This is a genomic window from Saccharopolyspora sp. ID03-671 (assembly GCF_045278815.1).
Classification (GTDB): Bacteria; Actinomycetota; Actinomycetes; order Mycobacteriales; family Pseudonocardiaceae; genus Saccharopolyspora; species Saccharopolyspora ipomoeae.
In genome coordinates, this window is record NZ_CP134054.1 from 5,168,169 (window position 1) to 5,183,718 (window position 15,550).

Here is a 15,550-nt window from a genome sequence, read left to right on the forward strand (position 1 = left end):
GCGGTGCTCGGGGAGCCGCTCGAAGAAGTACGAACGACCCTCAGGAGCATGACGTGAGCGAGCAAGAAGGCACCACCTTCGTCCAGTGGCGAGAGCGCGTGCACACCGAATCCGACGGTGGCAACCCGCAGATGCGCCTGATCATGATGGTGGCGGCCGCTGTCGTGGTCACCGGGATCCTCGTCGGCACCATCGTCCTGATGCTGTCCTGATTCTTCTTCAACTCGAGCGATGTGCTTGGCGGTGCGGGTAGCGGAACCTGACACGCCTTCTGGCTCCGGGATCCGCGACTGATGTACGCCCAGTACGCGGCGCTGCGGCTGCTGTCCTCACCAGAAGACGTGTCAGAACCCGTGGCGGTGCCGGTTGCTTGCTCGGGGTAAGGAGTAAAGCGGCTTCGCCGCTTGCCTGACGGATCAGTCGACCTTGCGCCAGTGCTGCTTCTTGTGGCCGTCGCGGAGGACGATTCCCTGTTCCGCCAGTTGAGTTCGCAGTAGCGCGGCCTCCTTGTGGTCGCGCCTGCGCAACGCCCGGTCGCGCTCGGCCATGAGGGTGTTCACCCGCAGCGAGAGCTTCGGGGTCTCCTCGGTCCAGAGCTCGTAGCGGCCCGCGTAGGGGTCGGAATCGCGCCAGGCGTAGCCGTGCGCGCGGAACGCGTCGCGCAGCGCCAGCCGGTCCAGGCCCGACTTCCGGCGCGCCAGCTCGGCGCCGGTGCCGTCCAGCAGCACCAGGTGCCCGCGTTCGGTGAACACCGCGTCGACGTCGCCGCCGGGGATCTCGTGCGCGTGCCGCCCGGTCGCCAGCACCACCTGCTCGCCGCCCACCGTCACCTTCAGCCGCTCCTGCGCGAACAGGCCCGCGAAGCCCAGGCCGATGAGCGCGCCCAGCGCGATGGCGACCAGCATCCCCCACGGGTCCGCGCCGGAGGCGGCGAGCTCGAACACGCCCTGGAACGGTGCCCACGGCAGGCCCGCCACCCACGCCGCCACGACCCGCAGCAGGAACCCCGCCGCCGCGCCGAGCAAGGGGCAGTAGATCCACGAGCCCCGGCGCACCAGCGCGGGCGGGCGGATCGTCGTCGCGGTGGTCATGGCGCCATTATCGCGGGAGAAAGGGCCCGGGGTGCGCACACCCCGGGCCCTCCCGATCCCCCTCCTGGCCGGATCAGGCGCCTGCCTCCCGGAGCAGGACGTCCACCGCGGCGTCGTTGCGGACGGTCTCCCGCTCGATCACGTCACCCGGTGGGTAGAAGCCGTCGAGACCGCCGCCGTTGGACGGGTACATCTCGAAGGTGAACGCCAGGATCTTGTGCTGGCCCCACATCCAGTCGAGGCTGTCGCCGTCGGTGACGTAGAGGTCGCTGGACTGCTGCGGGGTGTAGCCGTTGGTGCCGGCCATCTCGGTGCCGACGCGGGCGAAGCGGTCGTACTCCTGCTGGGTCATGCCCTCGGTGACGTCGTCGGAGGTGTGGCCGAAGGGCCACAGCACCAGCTCGGAGTAGGTGTGGAAGTCCACCGCCGCCTTGATCTGCTGGGCGCCGCCGACCACGCGGGAGTCGATGAAGTCGCGCATCGCCGCGGCCTCCGGCGAGGACCAGGCCTCGGTGCCCCGGTAGGTCTCGTCGGCGGGGTCGTCGCTGGCGCCGCCGCAGCAGCCCCACTTGAAGCCCCAGTTGCGGTTGATGTCGGTGCCCTGGTCCTGGCGGTTCTTGCGCCAGCCCTGGTACTCACCGGACTCCACGTCGTAGGACGAGCCGTCCGGGTTGACCGACGGGATGATCCAGATCTCCCGGTTGTCGACCGACTCCTTGACCGCCGGGTCCGAGTAGTTGTCGGTGAACCGCTGGGCGATGTGCAGGCACATCTCGGTGGTCAGGTGCTCGCGCGCGTGCTGGTTGCAGTCGAAGAGGACCTCGGGCTCGTCCTCGTCGGTGGCCACGTTGTCGCTGATCTTGAGCACCGGGATGTCGCGGCCCTCGAAGGACTTGCCCGCGCTGACCTTCGCGGCGAGGTCCGGATGGTCGGCCACCGTCTTGTCGAGCTCGGCGACCATCTCGTCGTAGTTGTGGTACGCCTCATCACCGGGCGGGAAATCGCCCGGGGCCTTGGGCTGCGCGCCGTTGCGGCGCTGCAGCGAGTCGGCGACCTTGGTCTGCTCGGTGAGCTGGAAACCGCGAGCGCGCAGCTGCTCGGCTTCCGCTGCCGTCGCCTCCACGCTGGCGACCTGGTCCTTGGTGACCCCGAGGACCTCCGCGCCGCTGCGGTTGATCTCCGTCCGGGATGCGCTGTCGGTGTGCGGGACCGAGTAGACGGCCCGCTCTTGAGCGGACGTGTCGGTCGGTTCTGCGGCCAGGCCGGCCTGAACCGGTGCCAGCAGGACGAGCCCGGCCGCCGCGGCGACCAGCGCTGCCTTGCGCCGTGAACTGAACATCGGAACTCCGATCGATCACTGGAGGTGACCACGGAAGAGTCCAAGAGGTGGGGTCCCAGGGCAACCGCATGGCGAACTATGGCCTCCGGTTGAGCGTTTTCCCATTTCACAGCTGGTCCCGACACGCCGCCGGTGTGTCGGTGTGACCCCGGGCCGGGTTCGCGGACACCGCGGGTGGGCTGCGATTACCCTGGTCGGTGTAGTTCCCCGCTCGGAAAGGTTGCTCATGCTCACCCGCTCCGACCTGCGCGGTCGTGTTCCGTCCACCGTCGAGCTGCGCGCCACGCTGCCGCGCGCCGAGATGGACGTCGAGCACGTGCTGCATCGGGTCCGGCCGGTGATCGACGACATCCGCGACCGCGGCGTCGACGCGGTGCTCGACCACACCGAGAAGTTCGACGGCGTCCGCCCCGAGCGGGTGCGCGTGCCCGCCGAGGAGCTGGCCCGCGCGCTCGACGAGCTCGACCCGACCGTGCGCTCCGCTCTGGAGGAGTCGATCGCGCGCGCCCGCCGGGTGCACGCCGACCAGCGCCGCACCGACAGCACCACCCAGGTCGTGCCCGGCGGCACCGTCACCGAGCGCTGGGTGCCGGTCGCCCGCGTCGGCCTGTACGCGCCGGGCGGGCTGGCGGTCTACCCGTCGAGCGTGATCATGAACGTGGTCCCGGCCCAGACCGCGGGTGTCGAGTCGCTGGTGGTGTGCAGCCCGCCGCAGGCCGAGTTCGGCGGCCTGCCGCACCCGACGATCCTGGCCGCCGCGCAGCTGCTCGGCGTCGAGGAGGTCTGGGCGGTCGGCGGTGCGCAGGCGGTGGCGCTGCTGGCCTACGGCGGTCACGACACCGACGGCGCGGAGCTGCTGCCCGCCGACATGGTCACGGGCCCCGGAAACGTCTACGTCACCGCCGCCAAGCGGCACCTGCGCAGCCTGATCGGCATCGACTCCGAGGCCGGGCCCACCGAGATCGCCGTGCTGGCCGACGGCACCGCCGACCCGGTGCACGTGGCCGCCGACCTGATCAGCCAGGCCGAGCACGACACGCTGGCCGCCAGCGTGCTGGTGACGACCTCCGAGGAGCTGGCCGACGCCGTCGACGCCGAGCTGGAGCGCCAGGTCGCCCAGACCAAGCACGTCGAGCGCATCCGCACCGCCCTGACCGGGCGGCAGTCCGGCTGCATCCTCGTCTCCGGCATCGACGACGGCGTCCGGGTGGTCGACGCCTACGCGGCCGAGCACCTGGAGATCCAGACCGCCGACGCCGAGGCGGTCGCCGCGCGGATCCGCAACGCGGGCGCGATCTTCGTCGGCCCGTACGCCCCGGTCTCGCTCGGCGACTACTGCGCGGGCTCCAACCACGTGCTGCCCACCGGTGGCTGCGCCCGGCACTCCTCGGGCCTGAGCGTGCAGAGCTTCCTGCGCGGCATCCACGTCATCTCCTACAGCGAGCAGGCCCTGCGCGACGTCGCCGACCAGGTCGTCGCGCTGGCCGACGCCGAGGACCTGCCCGCCCACGGCCAGGCCGTGACCGCCCGCTTCTGAAAAAATGGATAATTCGGCTGCCGCAGCGGTGCAGGTAGGAGAACCTCAGACGCCCTCGGGCTCCGGGATCCGCGACTCGTGCATGCCAATGCACGACGCTGCGGCCGTCCTCACCGGAGAACGTCTGAGAACCTCCGGCGGTGCCGGTTGCTTAGGTGGCGAAAAGACGATGAAGGACACCCATGAGTGACGTGCTCGGCGCCGACACGACGCTGGCCGACCTGCCGCTGCGGGACGACCTGCGCGGCCGCAGCCCCTACGGGGCGCCGCAGCTGGACGTCTCCGTCCGGCTCAACACCAACGAGAACCCCTACCCGCCGCCGCCGGAGCTGGTCGCCGACGTGACCGCCGCGGTCCAGGAGGCGGCCACCGACCTGCACCGGTACCCGGACCGCGACGCCACGGCCCTGCGCGCCGACCTCGCCGCCTACCTGACGGAGGCGACGGGCGTCGCGCTGGCGACCGAGAACGTCTGGGCCGCCAACGGTTCCAACGAGGTGCTGCAGCAGATCCTGCAGGCGTTCGGCGGGCCGGGGCGCACGGCGCTGGGCTTCGAGCCCTCCTACTCGATGCACCCGATCCTGTCGGCGGGCACCCGCACCGACTGGCTGCCCGCGCCGCGCCGGGAGGACTTCAGCCTCGACGGTGCCGAGGCGGCCCGGCTGGTCGCCGAGAAGCAGCCCGACGTGGTGTTCGTGACCAGCCCGAACAACCCGACCGGTCAGTCCATCGCGCCCGAGGACCTGCTGGCGGTCCTGGAGGTCGCTCCGGGCGTGGTCGTGGTGGACGAGGCCTACGCCGAGTTCTCCGCGCAGGCCAGCGCGGTGGAGCTGATCGAGCGGTTCCCGGCGAAGGTCATCGTCAGCCGCACCATGAGCAAGGCCTTCGCCTTCGCCGGCGGACGCCTGGGCTACCTGGCCGCCGCCCCGGCGATGATCGAGGCGTTGCTGCTGGTCAGGCTGCCGTACCACCTCTCGGCGGTCACCCAGGCCGCCGCCCGCGCGTCGCTGCGGCACGCCGAGGCGACGCTGGGGTCGGTGCGGGCGCTGATCGACGAGCGCGAGCGGGTCGTGGCCGCGCTGACCGAGCTCGGCTTCACCCCGGCGCCCAGCGACGCCAACTTCGTGCTGTTCGGGCGCTTCGCCGACGCGCACCGCGCCTGGCAGCGCTACTTGGACTCCGACGTGCTGATCCGCGACGTCGGGATCCCCGGTCACCTGCGGGTCACCATCGGCACGCCCGCCGAGAACGACGCGTTCCTGGCGGCGAGCAAGGCAGTCATCGAGGAGATCGCACGGTGAGCACTTTCCAGCCCGGCACGCGGGTCGGCCGCGTCGAGCGCACCACCAAGGAGTCGTCGGTGCTGGTCGAGCTCGACCTCGACGGCACCGGCCAGGTCGACATCGACACCACGGTCCCGTTCTACGACCACATGCTCACCGCCCTGGGCACGCACGCGGCGTTCGACCTCAAGGTCAAGTCGACCGGTGACATCCACATCGACGCGCACCACACCGTCGAGGACACCGCGATCGTGCTCGGGCAGGCGCTGCGGCAGGCGCTGGGCGACAAGAAGGGCATCCGCCGCTTCGGCGACGCCTGGATCCCGATGGACGAGACCCTCGCGCACGCCGCGGTGGACGTCTCGGGCCGCTCGTACTGCGTGATGACGGGTGAGCCGGAGGAGTACAACACCTTCACCATCGGCGGGAACTACCCGTTCGTGCTGAACCGGCACGTGTTCGAGTCGCTGGCGTTCCACTCGCAGATCAACCTGCACACGCGGGTGATCCACGGCCGGGACCCGCACCACATCGCCGAGGCCGAGTACAAGGCGATCGCCCGGGCCCTGCGCGCCGCCGTCGAGCCCGATCCCCGCTTCGCCGGAGTCGTCCCCTCCACCAAGGGCGCGCTGTAACCTCCCCGCCGCAGGCCATCACCGCAGGTGGCCGCGGTGCGGCGGAGGGTCACGTCGTTCCTCGTCGAGGTGCGGTTCACCTCCCGGCCACCTCCGGGCAGCTTCCGCGTGTCCTGACGGGGTGACGATCGGGGTGTGCCAGGTTCCTCCCGACCCGACCCCGCAGCCCTCGACACCGCTGCTGGGGCGGCGTCGTTGCCGCAGGTCGGTGGTGTCGTGGACGGGGAGGTCGTCGCGCTGCGCCTCGGCTACGTGGGGCCGGACTTCGCGCGCTTCGCCGTTCGCGGCGGGACCGCTGAGCCGCTGCACGTGGACGTGCTCGGCGAGAAGTACGTGCCCGTCCGGTTCGGCGGGGACTACCACGTCGTGGTCGAAGGACCCGGCGGCATCCGGATGGAGCTCAGCGGCTCGCAGCGCGGTCACGCGGCCGCGGTCGACGTCCAGGCCCGGCACACCGAGCGGGGGCTCGCGCTCGAACTCCGCAACAGCGGTCCGCACGAGGTTCAGCTGGAGCTGCGGGCTCTCGCGCACATCGAGCACGAGACGCACGTCCAGGTCGCGGCGGGCGGTGCGCTGCCGCTGTTCTGGCCCGCGCCGCACGGTCACTACGACCTGGAGGCCGTGGTGGCCGAGGACGCGACGTTCCACCGCAGGATCCTCGGCAAGGCGGTGCCCGGCCTCGGTGCTTAGCGTCACCAGGGGACGGTTTTAGCCATAATCACCCATGATCGAAGTCCGTTTTGTCCGGTCAATTATGGCTAAAACCGTCCCCTGGTGAGGGGCTACCAGCGGGACCGCAACTCCGGAAACGCGGAACCGCCCCTCGCGGAGGCGAGGGGCGGCTCCACGTCGGGGGTCAGACCTTCTCGGGGGCCTTCTCCTCCGGGGTGTTCTCCTCGGGGGCGGAGACACCGTCGTCGACGAACGTCTGCTCGTTGAACGGCGAGTTCCCGGTGAACACCTGCTGCATCTGGTCGCGGTCCAGCTCCTTGGTCCAGGAACCGATGAGGACCGTGGCCACCGCGTTGCCCGCGAAGTTCGTCAGCGCGCGGGCCTCGGACATGAACCGGTCGATGCCCACGATCAGGCCGACGCCGTCGAGCAGCTCCGGCCGGTGCGACTGCAGGCCGCCGGCCAGGGTGGCCAGACCGGCGCCGCTGACGCCCGCCGCGCCCTTCGACGCGATCATCATGAACAGCAGCAGGCCGACCTGCTCGCCGATCGACAGCGGGTCGCCCAGGGCGCTGGCGATGAACAGCGACGACATCGTCAGGTAGATCATCGTGCCGTCGAGGTTGAACGAGTAGCCGGTGGGCACCGTGATGCCCACGACCGGCTTGCTCACGCCCAGGTGCTCCATCTTCGCGATCAGCCGCGGCAGCGCCGCCTCCGACGAGGACGTCGACAGGATCAGCAGGAACTCGCGGCCCAGGTAGCGCAGCAGCGAGAAGATGTTGACCCGCGCGAACAGCCACAGCACCGCGCCCAGCACGACGAAGATGAACACCGCGCACGTCGTGTAGAAGCCCAGCATGATCACCGCGAGGCCCTTGAGGGCGTCCACGCCGGTGGCGCCGACCACCGCGGCGATGGCGCCGAACGCGCCGACCGGGGCGGCCCACATGACCATCGCCAGGATCTTGAACACCAGGCGCTGGACGTGCTCGATGCCGCGCAGGATCGGCTCGCCCTTGGAGCCCATGCCCTGCAGCGCGAACCCGGCCAGCAGCGCCACCAGCAGCGTCTGCAGCACCTCGCCCTCGGTCAGGGCCGAGACCAGCGTCTTCGGGATGATCCCGATCAGGAACTCGGTGGTGCTCTGCGACTCCTCACCGGCCTGCTCGGCGCCCGAGCCGCGCAGCGCGTCGGTGATCTGCAGGCCCTCTCCCGGGTGCAGCACGTTGCCGACGATCAGGCCGATGACCAGCGCGACCACCGACATGATCATGAAGTAGGCGAGCGCCAGGCCGCCCACCCGGCCGACCTTGGCGGCCTTGCGGACGGAGCCGACGCCGAGCACGATCGTGCAGAAGATGATCGGCGAGATCATCATCTTGATCAGGTTGACGAAGCCGGTGCCCAGCGGTTTGAGGGCCTTGCCGACGTCGGGGGCGACGAATCCGACGACGATGCCCGCCACCACGGCGACGATCACCGCGATGTAGAGGTAATGCGTTCTGTCCCGACGTTTCGTCGGCGCAGCATCATTGCTTGCCACTGTTGAACTCCTTGCGGGGCCGGTGCCTCCGGGTCACGGACGACTCACCGTGCGTGTCCCAGGTCACGGGAAGATCTGGTCGGAGACTATGCGAGCTTTGTATCAACGCCGTCTCGCTTCTGTTCATTGTGTTCACACCGGCGACATGAGTGAGTGATGTCCAGATACCGAAACCGGTTCGCCCCGAGGTGGAGCCTGGCCCGCCAGCTGTTCGTGCTCCAGATCGTCGTCGTGGCCGTCGTCGTGCTCGCCGGAGCGGGTCTGGCCTGGTACGACGCCGACCGCCGCACCACCGAGGCCGCGCGCGGCGAGGTCGTGGCCGTGGCCCGCACGCTGGCCGACCAGCCCGCGGTGGCCGACGCCCTGGTCGGGCCGGACCCGACCGCGACCCTGCAGCCGCTGGCCGAGCGGATCCGCGCCGACACCCGGGTCGACTTCATCACGATCATGTCCCCGCAGGGCATCCGCTACACCCATCCCGACCCGTCCCGGATCGGGAAGCCGTTCCGCGGCAACATCGACCCGAACCGGATGCTCGTCGAGACCTACACCGGCACGCTCGGCCCGTCGGTGCGCGCGGTCGTGCCCGTCTACCGCGATTCCCGGCTGGTGGGACTGGTGGCCGACGGCATCACCGTGCGCGTGCTCACCGACGAGCTGCGCAGGCAGCTGACCGTGCTGCTGCTCGTGGCGGGCGGTGCTCTGCTGCTCGGCGGGGTGCTGACCTACCTGGTGAACGCGCGGATCCGGCGGCACACCCACGGCATGCGCCCGGCGGAGCTGTCCCGGATGTACGAGTACCACGACGCGATCCTGCACGCGGTCCGCGAAGGGCTGCTGCTGGTGGCGCCGGACGGGCGCGTGACCTTGTGCAACGATGGCGCCGCTGTGCTGCTGTCGCTGGATTCCGCCGAGGTCGAGGGCGAGCAGGTGTCCGCGCTGGACCTGCCGCCGTCCCTGGTGGACGCCCTCGGCCGCCGCGCGGTCCGCGACGAGGTGCACCTCACCGACGACCGCGTGCTGCTGGTCAACGTGTCCCCGGTGCGCAGCGACGGCCGCGAGCTGGGCACCGTCGTGACGCTGCGGGACCACACCGAGCTCCAGGCGCTCAGCGGCGAGCTCGACTCGATGCGCGGCTTCGCCGAGTCGCTTCGCTCGCAGGCCCACGAGTCCGCGAACCGGCTGCACACCGTCGTCTCTCTGATCGAGCTCGGCCGGACCGAGGAGGCCGTCGGGTCGCCACCTCCGAACTGGACCTCGCGCAGCGGCTCACGGATCAGGTCGTCGGCGCCGTCGGCGAGCCGGTGCTGGCCGCGCTGCTGCTGGGCAAGAGCGCCGAGGCGGGGGAGCGCGGCGTGGAGGTCGTGCTCGGCGAGGACACCGAGGTCGACGACGCGGCGCTGGAGCACCTCGAAACCCGGGACCTGGTGACGATCCTGGGGAACCTCATCGACAACGCCGTGGAAGCGGTGGCCGACCGGCCGAACCCGCGCGTGGAGGTCACGCTGCGGTCCACATCGGACGGTGTGCTGATCCGGGTCGCCGACAACGGTCCCGGCGTGCCCGCCGACGCCGACGAGCTGTTCCGGCGCGGCTGGTCGACGAAGCCCGGGGACCGCGGGCTCGGGCTGGCGCTGGTCGGGCAGAGCGTGCGGCGGCACGGCGGCACCATCGACGTCGGCGGCGAGGACGGCGCGGTGTTCACCGTGCGGTTGCCGGGGGTGGCGCGATGATCCCGGAGGTGGCGCGATGATCTCCGTGCTGGTGGTCGAGGACGACCCGGTTGCCGGGGAGGCGCACGAGGCCTACGTCAACCGGGTGGAGGGATTCAGCGTCGCCGGGCGGGTGCGCACCGGGCAGGCGGCGCTGCGGTTCGTCGAGCACACCTCGGTGGACCTGGTGCTGCTGGACCTGCGGCTGCCCGACATGGACGGGCTGCAGGTGGCCCGCGCGCTGCGCACCGCGGGACTGCCGATCGACGTCATCGCGGTGACCTCGGCCCGGGACCTGAAGGTGGTGCGCGCGGCGGTCTCCAGCGGCGTCGTGCAGTACCTGCTCAAGCCGTTCACCTTCGCCGCGATGCGGGAAAAGCTGGAGCACTACGCGCGTTTTCGCGCCACCCTCGGCCAGGACCGCGAGGTGCAGGGCCAAGCCGAGATCGACCGCGCCTTCTCCACCCTGCGCGGCGTGGACCGCCAGGCGCTCCCGAAGGGCATGGGCGAGGAAACCCTCGCCGCCGTCATCACCGCCCTCCGAGCCATGCCCTCGGGGGGTTCGGCGGGCGCGGTCGGCGAGGCCGCCGGCGTTTCCCGCGTCACCGCCCGCCGCTACCTCGAATACCTCTCCGGCACGGGCATGGTCGAACGCCTCCCCACCTACGGCGCGGTCGGCCGCCCCGAGATGACCTACACCTGGGTCGGGGAGCCCTGACCCCACCTGGTCACCTCCCGGACCCCTGATTTCAACGGAAATCGGGTTCCCGACTTCCGTTGAAATCGTGGGGACCGCGCGGGAGGGGTGGCGTGGTCATGCCTGCGGGTCGGTTTTGGGGCGGAGGAGGGGAGCGCCGGGGCCGAGTTCGGCGAAGCGGTCGTCGGGGTTGTGGAGGATGCAGGTGCGCAGCGAGAGGCAGCCGCAGCCGATGCAGCCGGTGAGGTTGTCGCGGAGGCGCTGCAGGCCGTCGATGCGGGCGTCGAGCTCGTCGCGCCAGCGCTTCGAGAGCCTCGTCCAGTCGGCCTTGGTGGGGGCGTGGTCGTCGGGGAGGGTGGCGAGGGCGTCGGAGATCTGCTCCAGGCTCAGCCCCACCCGCTGGGCTGCGCGGATGAACGCGAGCCTGCGCAGCACGGCTCGCTGGTAGCGGCGCTGGTTGCCGGTGGTGCGGGTCGAGGTGATCAGGCCGCGCTCCTCGTAGAAGCGCAGCGCGGTCTGGGCGACACCGCTGCGGTGCGCGACCTCCCCGATGGTCAGCAGCGCGGGTAGTTTCGTCACGTTCGCCAGGCTAGCCGAGACCTTCACATTGGTGGAGACGTTGACTTCGACTTAACTCGAAGTTGAATCCTGGGCGGCATGGCGATCACGACGGAACTCCAGTACGCGGACCTGCGTCCGCTGATGACCCGGATGACCGGCGACGAGAAGCACGACTCCGCCGCCACCTCCACCCTCGACGTGCTCTGGGTGCTCCACGACCAGGTCCTGTCGGTGAGCCCGGACCGCGTCGACGACCCGCAGCGCGACCGCTTCCTGCTGTCCAAGGGCCACGGCCCGATGGCCTACTACGCGGTCCTGGCGGCCAAGGGCTTCCTCGACCCGTCCGAACTGGACCGCTTCGGGGAGTTCGACTCCCGCCTCGGCTTCCACCCGGACCGGGTGCTCGTGCCCGGCGTGGAGATCGGCAGCGGTTCGCTCGGCCACGGCCTCCCGCTCGCGCTCGGCCTCACCCTCGGGCTGCGCGCGCAGGGGATCGATGAGCCCCGCGTGGTGGTGCTCGTCGGCGACGCCGAGCTCGACGAGGGCAGCAACCACGAGGCGATCCAGGTCGCCGGCCGCTGGCGGCTGGGACGGCTGACCACCGTGGTGGTCGACAACCGCTCGTCCAGCACCGGCTGGCCCGGCGGCATCGCCGACCGCTTCGCCCGCGAGGGCTGGGCGACCCGCGTCGTCGACGGTCGCGACCACACCGCCCTGGCCCAGGCCCTGAACGCCACGTCCGAGGACCGCCCGCTCGCGGTCGTCGCCGAGGTCGAACCGCGAGGAGGAACCCGATGAGCATGCGCGAGCAGTTCGTGCGCACCACCACCGAGGCGATGGACGCCGACCCGAGGATCGCGCTGGTGCTGGCCGAGATCTCGTCCGACCGCTTCACCGAGGCCCGGCACGCCGACCGGATCTTCAACGTCGGCATCCGCGAGCAGGCGATGGTCGGCGTCGCCGGGGGACTGGCGCTGGCCGGGATGCGGCCGGTGCTGCACTCGATCACGCCGTTCGTCGTGGAACGGCCCTTCGAGCAGCTCAAGCTCGACCTCTCCCACCAGGGAACGGGCGCGATCGCGGTCAGCACCGGCGCCTCCTACGACTACCCGACGGCGGGCCGCACGCACATGGCTCCCGGTGACGTCGCGCTGATCGACACGCTGCCCGGCTGGACCGTGCACGTGCCCGGTCACCCGGCCGAGGTCGACGCCCTGCTGCGCCGCGAGTTCGCCCACGACGGCACCGTCTACCTGCGGCTTTCCGATCGGGTCAACGCCGAGCCGCTGGTGGGCGGACCCGGCTGGCACCGGGTGCGGCACGGTCGCGAGGGCGTGGTGCTGGCCGTCGGCCCGATGCTGGCACCGGTGCTGGCCGCCACCGCCGCGATGGACGTCACCGTCCTCTACACCGCCACCATCAGGCCCTTCGACACCGGCGGGTTGCGCGCCGCGGTGCGCGCGGCGCACCCGGACGTGGTGCTCGTCGAGCCCTACCTGCGCGGCACCTCGACGCACGAGGTCACCGCCGCGCTGGCCGACGTCCCGCACCGGGTCCTGTCGCTGGGCGTGCGGCGGGATCGCGAGCTGCGGGCCTACGGCACCGCCGACGAGCACGAGGCCGCCCACGGCCTCGGTCCGAGCGGGCTCGCGGGCGAGATCGCCCACTTCCTGCGCGGGCAGGACGAATCGGGTGGCGCGAGCCCGGTAGCCTGAGCGCGTGGCACGAGTCGTCATCTTGGACTACGGATCAGGCAACCTCCGCTCCGCCGAGCGCGCTCTGCAGCGCGCGGGCGCCGACGTCGAGGTGACCGCCGACCATCGTGCCGCCGTCGAGGCGCAGGGTCTGGTGGTGCCCGGCGTCGGCGCGTTCGCGGCCTGCATGGACGGGCTGCTGGGCGTCGGCGGCGACAAGATCATCGATCAGCGGCTGGCCGGGGACCGCCCGGTGCTGGGCATCTGCGTGGGCATGCAGGTGCTGTTCGACCAGGGCGTCGAGCACGGGGTGCGGGCCGACGGCTGCGGCCAGTGGCCCGGCACCGTCGAGCGGCTCAACGCCGAGGTGCTCCCGCACATGGGCTGGAACACCGTGCAGGCACCGACCGACAGCGTGCTGTTCGCCGGTCTGGACCCCGAGACGCGCTTCTACTTCGTGCACTCCTTCGCGGTCCGCAAGTGGGAGCTGGAGAGCTCCGACTCGATCACCCCGCCGCGGGTGACCTGGGCCGAGCACGGCGAGCCGTTCGTGGCCGGGGTGGAGAACGGGGCCCTGATGGCCACCCAGTTCCACCCGGAGAAGTCCGGCGACGCCGGCGCCCGGCTGCTGCGCAACTGGCTGGACGTGCTGTGACCCGGCGGCACGGCCTGTTCGGCCCGAACGCGGTCCGCGTCATCGCGCTGGTGCTCGCAGTCGGCATCGCCTTCACCGTCGGCGGCCCCTACCTGATCCAGGCCGGGGTGCCGCTGCTCGGCGTGATCGCGCTGAGCCTGGTGGTCCTGGGCGTGCCGGTGGTGGCGATCGTGCGCAGCGAGAAGTCGCGCCGCTGAGCGGTCCCGGGTGCTCGCCGCCGAGGTGACGTCATTAGGGTTGTGGGCGTGAGCTTCACTCTGCTTCCCGCTGTTGACGTTGCCGATGGGCAGGCCGTCCGCCTCGTGCAGGGCGCCGCCGGAACCGAGACCTCCTACGGTGATCCGCTGGAGGCCGCGCTGACGTGGCAGCGCGCGGGCGCGGAGTGGGTCCACCTGGTCGACCTCGACGCCGCCTTCGGCCGCGGCAGCAACCGCGAGCTGCTGGCCGAGGTCACCGCCAAGCTGGACGTGCAGGTCGAGCTCTCCGGCGGCATCCGCGACGACGCCTCCCTGGAGGCCGCGCTGGCCACCGGCTGCGCCCGCGTCAACCTCGGCACCGCCGCGCTGGAGAACCCGGAGTGGGCCGACCGCGTCGTCGCCGAGTACGGCGACCGCGTGGCCGTCGGCCTGGACGTGCGCATCACCGAGGAAGGCCACCGCTTGGCCGCCCGCGGCTGGACCAAGGACGGCGGCGACCTGTGGGAGGTGCTGGCCCGCCTCGACGCCGCGGGATGCCGCCGCTACGTCGTCACCGACGTCAGCAAGGACGGCACGCTGCAGGGCCCGAACACCGAGCTGCTGCGCCAGGTCTGCGAGCGCACCGACGCCGCGGTCATCGCCTCCGGCGGCGTGTCCAGCGTGGACGACCTGGTCGCCCTGTCGAAGCTGGCCCCGGCCGGCCTGGAGGGCTCCATCGTCGGCAAGGCCCTCTACGCCCAGAACTTCACCCTGGAAGAAGCCCTCGCCGCCGTCCGCTGAGCCCGGCTCTCTACCCTGGTGGGCATGGGTGTCGCTGTGCGTGTGATCCCGTGCCTGGACGTGGACCAGGGGCGGGTCGTCAAGGGAGTCAACTTCACCGACCTCCGGGACGCCGGTGATCCGGTGGAACTGGCCTCGGCCTACAACACCGAAGGCGCCGACGAGCTGACCTTCCTGGACGTCACGGCCTCGTCGTCGGATCGCGAGACGACCTTCGACGTGGTGCGGCGCACGGCCGAGCAGGTGTTCATCCCGCTGACCGTCGGCGGCGGCGTGCGCAGCCCCGAGGACATCGACCGGCTGCTGCGGGCCGGGGCCGACAAGGTCAGCCTGAACACCGCCGCGATCGCGCGTCCCGAGCTGCTCAACGAGTCCTCGAAGCGCTTCGGCGCGCAGTGCGTGGTGCTGTCGGTCGACGCCCGGCGGGTGCCCGAGGGCGGGCAGCCGACGCCGTCCGGTTTCGAGGTCACCACGCACGGCGGCCGCAAGGGCACCGGGATCTGCGCCGTCGAGTGGGCGCGCAAGGGCCAGGAGCTGGGCGTCGGCGAGATCCTGCTGAACTCGATGGACGCCGACGGCACCAAGGCCGGGTTCGACCTGGAGATGATCCGCCAGGTGCGCGAGGTCGTCGACGTGCCGCTGATCGCCAGCGGTGGCGCCGGTGCCGTCGAGCACTTCGCGCCCGCCGTGCACGCCGGAGCCGACGCGGTGCTGGCCGCCAGCGTCTTCCACTTCGGGCAGCTGCGCATCGGCGAGGTCAAGGACGCCATGCGCGCGGAAGGGATCACGGTCCGATGAGCGAGCTCGACCCGGCGATCGCCGACCGGCTCAAGCGCAACGCCGACGGGCTGGTCGCCGCGATCGCGCAGCAGCGCGGCACCGGCGAGGTGCTGATGATGGCGTGGATGGACGACGAGGCGCTGCACCGCACCCTCACCACCCGCCGCGCCACCTACTTCTCCCGCAGCCGCGGCAGTTACTGGGTCAAGGGCGAGACCTCGGGCCACACCCAGCACGTCCACGAGGTCCGGCTGGACTGCGACGGCGACACGATCCTGCTCTCGGTCGACCAGCAGGGCGCGGCCTGCCACACCGGCGACCGAACCTGCTTCGACGCCGACGTCCTGCTGCCCGCGGACTGATCCGGGGTT

Annotated in this window: 17 protein-coding genes and 1 pseudogene; 14 read left to right on the forward strand and 4 right to left on the reverse strand. The window is 71.3% G+C overall.

Annotation, left to right across the window (positions count from 1 at the left end; all coding sequences use genetic code 11):
• The first annotated feature begins 53 nt into the window (after window positions 1-53).
• On the forward strand, window positions 54-212 hold the full coding sequence (locus REH65_RS23975; RefSeq protein ID WP_281454698.1) for a hypothetical protein: 159 nt from the start codon (window positions 54-56) through the stop codon (window positions 210-212).
• A 204-nt stretch (window positions 213-416) separates the two neighbouring features.
• On the opposite strand, the gene REH65_RS23980 is transcribed toward REH65_RS23975, so the two are convergent.
• Together REH65_RS23980 and REH65_RS23985 are read right to left on the reverse strand one after the other, a co-directional pair.
• On the reverse strand, window positions 417-1,091 hold the full coding sequence (locus tag REH65_RS23980) for a hypothetical protein (RefSeq protein WP_406689172.1): 675 nt from the start codon (window positions 1,089-1,091) through the stop codon (window positions 417-419).
• A 73-nt stretch (window positions 1,092-1,164) separates the two neighbouring features.
• Window positions 1,165-2,430: a M14 family metallopeptidase gene (locus tag REH65_RS23985; protein ID WP_406689173.1), complete on the reverse strand. Its 1,266-nt coding sequence runs from the start codon at window positions 2,428-2,430 to the stop codon at window positions 1,165-1,167.
• Between the two features lie 226 nt (window positions 2,431-2,656).
• On the opposite strand from REH65_RS23985, the gene hisD reads away from it, so the two are divergent.
• The 4 genes from hisD (at window position 2,657) to REH65_RS24005 (ending at window position 6,575) form a co-directional block, all read left to right on the forward strand.
• Window positions 2,657-3,967, forward strand: a complete 1,311-nt coding sequence (hisD, locus tag REH65_RS23990; RefSeq protein WP_281454695.1) for a histidinol dehydrogenase — start codon at window positions 2,657-2,659, stop codon at window positions 3,965-3,967.
• A 182-nt stretch (window positions 3,968-4,149) separates the two neighbouring features.
• Window positions 4,150-5,268, forward strand: coding sequence for a histidinol-phosphate transaminase (locus REH65_RS23995; protein ID WP_281454694.1), 1,119 nt, complete (start codon window positions 4,150-4,152; stop codon window positions 5,266-5,268).
• Window positions 5,265-5,885: an imidazoleglycerol-phosphate dehydratase HisB gene (gene hisB / locus REH65_RS24000; protein WP_281454693.1), complete on the forward strand. Its 621-nt coding sequence runs from the start codon at window positions 5,265-5,267 to the stop codon at window positions 5,883-5,885. Before REH65_RS23995 ends, hisB begins: the two co-directional genes overlap by 4 nt.
• A gap of 135 nt (window positions 5,886-6,020) precedes the next feature.
• The gene (locus REH65_RS24005; RefSeq protein WP_406689174.1) at window positions 6,021-6,575 is read left to right on the forward strand and encodes a phospholipase domain-containing protein; all 555 of its coding nucleotides are present in this window, start codon (window positions 6,021-6,023) and stop codon (window positions 6,573-6,575) included.
• Between the two features lie 166 nt (window positions 6,576-6,741).
• On the opposite strand, the gene REH65_RS24010 is transcribed toward REH65_RS24005, so the two are convergent.
• Window positions 6,742-8,103: a cation:dicarboxylate symporter family transporter gene (locus tag REH65_RS24010; protein ID WP_406689175.1), complete on the reverse strand. Its 1,362-nt coding sequence runs from the start codon at window positions 8,101-8,103 to the stop codon at window positions 6,742-6,744.
• Window positions 8,104-8,259: 156 nt separating this feature from the next.
• Here REH65_RS24010 and REH65_RS24015 point away from each other — a divergent pair.
• Together REH65_RS24015 and REH65_RS24020 are read left to right on the forward strand one after the other, a co-directional pair.
• Window positions 8,260-9,836: pseudogene (locus tag REH65_RS24015) on the forward strand (ATP-binding protein).
• 16 nt (window positions 9,837-9,852) lie between these two features.
• Window positions 9,853-10,533: a response regulator gene (locus REH65_RS24020; RefSeq protein ID WP_406689176.1), complete on the forward strand. Its 681-nt coding sequence runs from the start codon at window positions 9,853-9,855 to the stop codon at window positions 10,531-10,533.
• 96 nt (window positions 10,534-10,629) lie between these two features.
• Here the strand turns inward: REH65_RS24020 and soxR are convergent, their stop codons facing one another.
• Complete coding sequence (soxR, locus tag REH65_RS24025) at window positions 10,630-11,091, reverse strand: redox-sensitive transcriptional activator SoxR (protein ID WP_406689177.1); 462 nt, start codon at window positions 11,089-11,091, stop codon at window positions 10,630-10,632.
• 78 nt (window positions 11,092-11,169) lie between these two features.
• Between soxR and REH65_RS24030 the strand changes: the two genes are divergently transcribed.
• Genes REH65_RS24030 through hisI form a run of 7 tightly spaced genes read left to right on the forward strand, consistent with a single transcriptional unit; the run spans window position 11,170 to window position 15,541 of the window.
• The gene (locus REH65_RS24030) at window positions 11,170-11,871 is read left to right on the forward strand and encodes a thiamine pyrophosphate-dependent enzyme (protein WP_406689178.1); all 702 of its coding nucleotides are present in this window, start codon (window positions 11,170-11,172) and stop codon (window positions 11,869-11,871) included.
• Window positions 11,868-12,788, forward strand: a complete 921-nt coding sequence (locus REH65_RS24035; RefSeq protein ID WP_406689179.1) for a transketolase family protein — start codon at window positions 11,868-11,870, stop codon at window positions 12,786-12,788. The genes REH65_RS24030 and REH65_RS24035 overlap by 4 nt, the downstream gene beginning before the upstream one ends.
• A 4-nt stretch (window positions 12,789-12,792) precedes the next feature.
• Complete coding sequence (hisH, locus tag REH65_RS24040) at window positions 12,793-13,422, forward strand: imidazole glycerol phosphate synthase subunit HisH (RefSeq protein WP_406689180.1); 630 nt, start codon at window positions 12,793-12,795, stop codon at window positions 13,420-13,422.
• The gene (locus REH65_RS24045; protein ID WP_406689181.1) at window positions 13,419-13,619 is read left to right on the forward strand and encodes a hypothetical protein; all 201 of its coding nucleotides are present in this window, start codon (window positions 13,419-13,421) and stop codon (window positions 13,617-13,619) included. Before hisH ends, REH65_RS24045 begins: the two co-directional genes overlap by 4 nt.
• A gap of 48 nt (window positions 13,620-13,667) precedes the next feature.
• Window positions 13,668-14,399: a bifunctional 1-(5-phosphoribosyl)-5-((5-phosphoribosylamino)methylideneamino)imidazole-4-carboxamide isomerase/phosphoribosylanthranilate isomerase PriA gene (priA, locus tag REH65_RS24050; RefSeq protein ID WP_406689182.1), complete on the forward strand. Its 732-nt coding sequence runs from the start codon at window positions 13,668-13,670 to the stop codon at window positions 14,397-14,399.
• Window positions 14,400-14,423: 24 nt separating this feature from the next.
• On the forward strand, window positions 14,424-15,197 hold the full coding sequence (hisF, locus tag REH65_RS24055; protein WP_281454682.1) for an imidazole glycerol phosphate synthase subunit HisF: 774 nt from the start codon (window positions 14,424-14,426) through the stop codon (window positions 15,195-15,197).
• Window positions 15,194-15,541 (forward strand): phosphoribosyl-AMP cyclohydrolase, encoded by a 348-nt coding sequence (gene hisI / locus REH65_RS24060; protein WP_281454681.1) that lies wholly within the window; start codon window positions 15,194-15,196, stop codon window positions 15,539-15,541. Before hisF ends, hisI begins: the two co-directional genes overlap by 4 nt.
• Window positions 15,542-15,550 lie beyond the last annotated feature (9 nt).